The organism is Bradyrhizobium sp. CCBAU 11357 (genome assembly GCF_028128865.1).
Classification (GTDB): domain Bacteria; phylum Pseudomonadota; class Alphaproteobacteria; order Rhizobiales; family Xanthobacteraceae; genus Bradyrhizobium.
In genome coordinates this window covers 35,790-41,789 of record NZ_LBJW01000012.1, presented here as the reverse complement: position 1 = coordinate 41,789, position 6,000 = coordinate 35,790, and the positions used below count along the sequence as shown (strand labels likewise).

General features: G+C 56.8%; 7 protein-coding genes. 6 read left to right on the top strand and 1 reads right to left on the bottom strand.

Annotation, left to right across the window (positions count from 1 at the left end):
• Positions 1–215: 215 nt before the first annotated feature.
• The gene (locus XI05_RS02010) at positions 216–611 is read left to right on the top strand and encodes a Rieske (2Fe-2S) protein (RefSeq protein ID WP_271498318.1); all 396 of its coding nucleotides are present in this window, start codon (positions 216–218) and stop codon (positions 609–611) included.
• Between the two features lie 8 nt (positions 612–619).
• Here XI05_RS02010 and XI05_RS02005 read toward each other — a convergent pair whose 3' ends face one another.
• Entirely contained in the window at positions 620–1,210 is a 591-nt protein-coding gene (locus XI05_RS02005) for a hypothetical protein (protein WP_271498317.1), read from the bottom strand.
• Between the two features lie 248 nt (positions 1,211–1,458).
• On the opposite strand from XI05_RS02005, the gene XI05_RS02000 reads away from it, so the two are divergent.
• From XI05_RS02000 to XI05_RS01980, 5 genes are all read left to right on the top strand, one after another.
• Positions 1,459–1,779, top strand: a complete 321-nt coding sequence (locus XI05_RS02000) for a HesB/IscA family protein (protein ID WP_271498316.1) — start codon at positions 1,459–1,461, stop codon at positions 1,777–1,779.
• Between the two features lie 328 nt (positions 1,780–2,107).
• On the top strand, positions 2,108–3,280 hold the full coding sequence (gene nifS / locus XI05_RS01995; protein WP_271498315.1) for a cysteine desulfurase NifS: 1,173 nt from the start codon (positions 2,108–2,110) through the stop codon (positions 3,278–3,280).
• 5 nt (positions 3,281–3,285) lie between these two features.
• Positions 3,286–3,507 (top strand): putative nitrogen fixation protein NifT, encoded by a 222-nt coding sequence (nifT, locus tag XI05_RS01990; RefSeq protein ID WP_271498314.1) that lies wholly within the window; start codon positions 3,286–3,288, stop codon positions 3,505–3,507.
• Positions 3,508–4,257: 750 nt separating this feature from the next.
• Positions 4,258–5,754 carry a nitrogenase cofactor biosynthesis protein NifB gene (gene nifB, locus XI05_RS01985; RefSeq protein WP_442869226.1) on the top strand — a complete coding sequence of 499 codons (1,497 nt, stop codon included), beginning with the start codon at positions 4,258–4,260 and terminating at the stop codon, positions 5,752–5,754.
• A gap of 10 nt (positions 5,755–5,764) precedes the next feature.
• Entirely contained in the window at positions 5,765–5,989 is a 225-nt protein-coding gene (locus tag XI05_RS01980; protein WP_271498312.1) for a 4Fe-4S binding protein, read from the top strand.
• Positions 5,990–6,000 lie beyond the last annotated feature (11 nt).

Sequence of the window (6,000 nt, the reverse complement as noted above, 5' to 3'; positions counted from 1 at the left end):
GCGAAAGCTGTAGCTGCGCAGCCAGGCATGGAAAGGGCAGCAAGGCTCAATGCTCCTGCGAATTCTTCTGAATTGTGCGCCCACGCCAATGAGGTATGCTGCGACGGCGAAACTTGCGGTTGGATTGCCGGAAACACGTTCTGACACTTGTACGGTTCTTGCAGGCTTGATTGCACGGCGACAATGAAGAACGTTTTGCAATAAACGAGCGATGAATGCAGCCAGACGCGATCTATGCGATTTGCGGCTTTAACGACATTCCGAGCCGCCAGGCCATGGGATTCCATCTTATGGTCGTCGATGATGATGGCAATCACCGACCGTGGTCAATCATTGTGGTGCGCTGGGGCAAAAAGGTACTTGGCTATATCAATCAATGCCCTCACCACAGCGTCAATTTGGACTGGGAGCGGAACCAATTCCTGGACCCATATGGTATCCGACTGATGTGCGGCAAGCACGGTTCGACCTTCGAACTCGGCACCGGCCGGTGTGTCGAAGGTCCATGTCAGGGTAGAACGCTCACGCCGATCGCGTTGGCAGTTCTGGATGGTGATATCTGTGTCCTCGGCGTGCGTCTTGTCGAAGACGATGCATCGCCCAACAACTGAAGACCGCCTCAGACCGGGCGGTTCTCGTTGCGGTTTTTCACCGGCTCCATCCTCTTTAGCCCGCTGTCGTAAGAGATCTCCTCATAGGACAGATCGAGATCCTTTGCGGCATCGAGGAGGTAATCAAGCTTGCCGCCCGGATCGAGCTTCTTGATATCGTCCTTGTTGAGCCCGACTAGCTCCATCATCTCCTTCCAAACGGTGGATTCATCGCAGGGCAAGACGTGAAAGTTGATATCACCGAACTTGATTCGATATTTCGCAAGCAAATCGATGTTGTTGCAAAACATGAAGTAGCTGCCGGTTGGGCTTAAGGCGCCGTCAAGGACGGTCGCGACGTCAGCAAGATACGCGAAGGAGTGTAGGTAGCCGGCCAGCACCGGAATAGTGCGTTCTCCGTCCTGCGCGATCGTCAGAACCTGCTCGATCGAATAGTCCGGCGGTCGTTTCTCGTCCGCGACCTGAGTCTGGAACTTCAGTGCGACGTCGCCACGAAAGCCGAACCGGCCCGGCTTGGTAGTCGCACCTTTGAGTACGGCGTTGAGCAGGCGGCCCTCCTTCTCGAATCTGCCGAGTGCGGTGTTCTCGATTGCAGTCATTAAATTCGTCCTCAATCTAAGCTCTTCACCGACTCGTTGGTCGGTGTCAGATACGATGCAAATTGCCTGCCGCCGCAGCTAGCGGTCCAGCCTAAGAAGACAACGTGTCATTGGCTGGCACCGCCTCAAGCAATTGTAAGCAATCCGACACCTGTTCCAAAGCCAACGTGCGAAGGCGCGCATCATTAAGCGTCTGCGCGCTGGCACGTGACTTGCTCTTAGCTAGTTCAAGCTGATGAGGGAAAGACGTGATCAACCTGACCGATAGCGCAGTGAATGCAATCAAGAGTGCGATGTCATCGTCGACGCCCCCGTCCGGCGGTCTGCGGGTCATGATTGAAGCAGGCGGGTGCAGTGGATTCAAATACAAGATGGGTCTGGCCGAGGAACCGAAGCCTGACGACACCGTGATCGAATGCGATGGGCTGAAGGTGTTCGTCGATAGCAAGAGCTGCGAGCATCTAGTCGGTACGACCATCGATTTCGTCGTGGCGCTGGAGGGCTCTGGATTTACCTTTCACAACCCGAACGCCACCGCAAACTGCTCCTGCGGGAAATCGTTCTGCTGATGAAAAACATTGTTCAGGGGATGAGAAGGAAAACATCGAAGCGCGCCGGCCGAGCCAAAAGAACTGAGGCAATCGTCGTCCACTACGGCAAAGCGGGAGCGTCGCATTCGCGACGCGCTTGAAGATATCATGCCTCATTCTACAACTCCACGTTGGCGGCTGGCAGCTGATCGGCATCGATGGCAGCCTGTTTATGGCTAGGCTGGCCCGTGGCTGTACGTCGTGTAAGCTTTCGAGGGCGAGCGTGGGACGTACAGGCGCGGCTGGTGGATAAAATCCGCGGATTTAGTCGGCTAATCCTCCTTGCTGGTACTGGTGGGGCAGTGGATTGAGCGAAGATCGAGCGCCGATTTACCTCGATAACAATGCAACGACACGGACTGATCCGTCCGTCGTGCAAGCGATGTTGCCGTTCTTCACTGAGAACTTCGGCAATGCCTCATCCAGGCATGCCTTTGGCAACGACGTCGCAGTTGCTGTGAGGCAGGCCCGGCGAAGCCTGAGGGACCTGTTGGGTAACGCATACGATCATGAAATCGTCTTCACCTCGGGAGGGACCGAAGCCAATAATGCCGCGATCCTCTCTGCTCTGGTGACGCAGGAAGAGCGAGACGAAATTATCACTACTTCGGTTGAGCACTCCGCTGTACTTGCGCTAACTCATCAATTGGCGACAAGGGGAGTCAAGACGCACGTAGTATCCGTAGATGCTTGCGGCCGGCTCGACATCGAGGCGTTTCGCTGCGCGCTTGGGCCACGCACAGCCATTGCCTCCGTTATGTGGGCCAATAACGAGACCGGAACGCTGTTTCCTGTGGAGTTTCTGGCCGGATTGACCCGTGAGGCGGGCGCGCTGTTTCACACAGATGCGGTCCAGGCAATTGGGAAGGTGCGTTTGAACCTAAAGGAAAGCGCGATCGACATGCTGTCGCTATCCGCGCACAAGCTGCACGGTCCCAAGGGGGTCGGCGCGTTATACTTGCGCAAAGGGACTAAATTCCGGCCGCTAATTTGCGGCGGATCACAGGAACGAGGGCGCCGCGGCGGGACCGAGAATGTTCCCGGGATCGTCGGCCTGGGGAAGGCTGCCGGGCTTGCGGCGGAGCGGCTTGAACCCGAGCGCGTTCGCATTGGCGCTTTGCGCGACCGCCTTGAACATGGAGTTTTGCGCAATGGGGAGTGCGTTGTGCTCGGTGACGTCAGCAATCGGTTGGCGAACACGGCTAATATTGCCTTCGACCACCTCGAAGGCGAAGCCATCGCCCACCATCTCGATCGGGCGGGCATAGCCGTGTCGCTCGGATCAGCCTGCAACTCCGGTTCAATGCAGCCATCGCATGTTCTGTGTGCCATGCAGGTGCCGACGTGGCGGATGCACGGCGCCGTGCGCTTTTCTCTGTCGCGTGAGACCTCGTTGGCGGAGGTCGATGAGGTCGTGTGCGCTGTATCCGACATTGTGGCTCGCATGCGCGCCATCTCCGGCGCCACTGTTAGGGAGTAGACCTCGTGAAGATCATGATCCGCCGGTCTCCGGAGGGCCTGTCCATCTACGTGCCAAAAAAGGATCTCGAAGAGCAAATCGTGGAATCCGAGTACGAGACGCTATGGGGCGGCTGGATCAAAGTCGCTAATGGCTGGGTGTTCGATTTGCCTGAGATGGCGAGCGACACCCGGTTGCCGATTACAATCAATGCGAAAAAGCGGGACGAGACCGGGCACGATCCGTGAAGACACTCCCGCAGATCGACTTTGTCGTTGCGGCGGCTGCATGGGGCGCTCTCGTTGGTTTGAGGGCACCGAGTATCGTTCCATATCGTCCTGGCCACGCTGAATGGCGCAGATCCGTTCTGCCGACAACGCCAGACGCATTGGCCGGCTTCTTCGCCAGCAAATTTACGCCGCCGCAGCGAGTTACGGGCAATGCGGTCAGGGGCGACCCCAGTATATCGAAATTAGCAAACATAGAGATGTCGCAACGGAATTGATGACGCAGACAATCGCTCGCACAGTTGAGCCGAGGCCGTTAAACTCCATCCTGCGCCCCGTCGTTGGGCGTCCAGCAGGATCCGTGGTAGCCACTACTGGCCTTGTCGAGCCCGGATCCCCCCGCGTGTATCGTGCTTGCGAGAGCCGCAGCGCGGCAAACGCGTTAGATGGAGCGGCGTTAGGGGGAGCTTAGCGCGAGAATGAATGCGCAAGGCATAAAGCTCTGGGTGAGAATGGCGACGTATCTGTCGTTTTGCTAACAAGCTCATCATGGCTGTTGTTGCATGCGCCAGTGCTAACGTCGCGCTAACTCGATGGCCTGCGGCTGCGATTGCATCATTCTGGCCATGGCATGCAAGTTGCTACCCATCTTTATGAGGCTCGCTCAAGGATGGTCCTGGGAGGGCGACGATGTCTCCAGGGAAAAAGCGAATGAACGCGGTCGTCGGTCGCGGAACATATGTCAAAGCTACAGGAAATCACGGCAAGATGATGCAGCCCACCACCGATCATAAGGGCTGCTGCGCTTCGGCGAAGACCGGGCAGGCGAGCTGCGGCTCGAAGGCCAGCCAAGGCGATCTGCCGACCGAAATCTGGGAAAAGATCAAAAACCATCCCTGCTATAGCGAAGACGCGCACCATCATTACGCTCGCATGCATGTCGCGGTCGCGCCTGCCTGCAACATCCAGTGCAATTACTGCAACCGAAAATACGACTGCGCCAATGAATCGCGTCCGGGCGTAGTGAGCGAGAAGCTCACCCCTGAGCAGGCGGTGAGAAAAGTGCTCGCGGTCGCGACCACCATGCCGCAAATGACAGTGCTTGGCATCGCTGGACCGGGCGATGCTCTGGCCAATCCAGCAAAGACGTTCGAAACGTTCGAGCTGGTCTCCAAGGCCGCTCCCGACATCAAGCTGTGTCTGTCAACCAACGGACTCGCACTGCCGGACTATGTTGATGCCATCGTCAGGTCCAAGGTTGACCACGTCACCATCACGATCAACATGGTTGATCCCGAAATCGGAGCCAAGATTTACCCGTGGATCTTCTTCAACCACAAGCGATACACGGGCATCGATGCGGCAAAGATACTCACTGATCGCCAGCTGCAAGGCCTCGAGATGCTTAGCGAACGGGGTATTTTGTGCAAGATAAACTCGGTGATGATCCCCAACATCAATGATGACCACTTGGTCGAGGTCAACAAGGCCGTCACGTCGCGCGGTGCCTTCCTTCACAATATCATGCCGCTGATCTCCGCACCTGAGCATGGCACAGCATTTGGCTTCAACGGTCAGCGCGGCCCGACCGCGCAAGAACTGAAAGCGCTGCAAGATGCTTGTGAAGGGCGGATAAACATGATGCGGCATTGTCGCCAGTGCCGCGCCGACGCGGTTGGTCTACTCGGGGATGATCGAGGCCCAGAGTTCACCACTGATCAGGTGATGAAAATGGACGTCCAGTATGACTTAGAGATGCGCAAGGCTTATCAGCAAAGAGTAGAGAATGAGCGCGTCTCCAAAGCCCAGGCGTGCCAAAAGGAGCTTGAGAAGCTTTCCGGAGAGATCAGCGCGATCACTCTTCTGGTGGCGGTGGCAACCAAGGGCTCGGGGTTGATCAACGAGCACTTTGGGCATGCAAAAGAATTCCAAGTGTACGAGCTTTCCAAATCCGGCGCCAAGTTCGTCGGTCGACGCCGTGTGGAGGTTTACTGCCATGGCGGTTATGGCGAGGAAGATAGACTTTCCACTATCATGCGCGATATCCGTGACTGCCATGCGGTCTTCGTGGCCAAGATTGGCGGGGGCCCGAAAAGCAATTTGATGAAGGCGGGCATCGAGCCGGTCGATCAATTCGCCTATGAGTTCATTGAGAACTCGACGATCGCTTGGTTCAGATCCTATCTTGACAAAGTGAAGCGCGGGGAGATCCAGCATGTGGAGCGCGGCGACGCGATTCCGGTAGAAGCTCGGATCTCCGCGCCGTAAGGGGGAAGATGTGCCTTTCAAAATCTTCACCTCGCAGTGCACGGGCTGCTCCGCCTGCGAACCCTTATGCCCGAACGTTGCTATATCGGAGAAGGAGGGGAGCTTTGTCATTGAAGCGAAAAAATGCACCGAATGCGTCGGCCATTTTGACGAGCCGCAATGTGTAGCCGCCTGTCCTGTCGACAATACCTGCGTGGTCGACACGTCCTTGCCGCGGTATCATGCGCAAGGCTAAAGCGTGAGGTC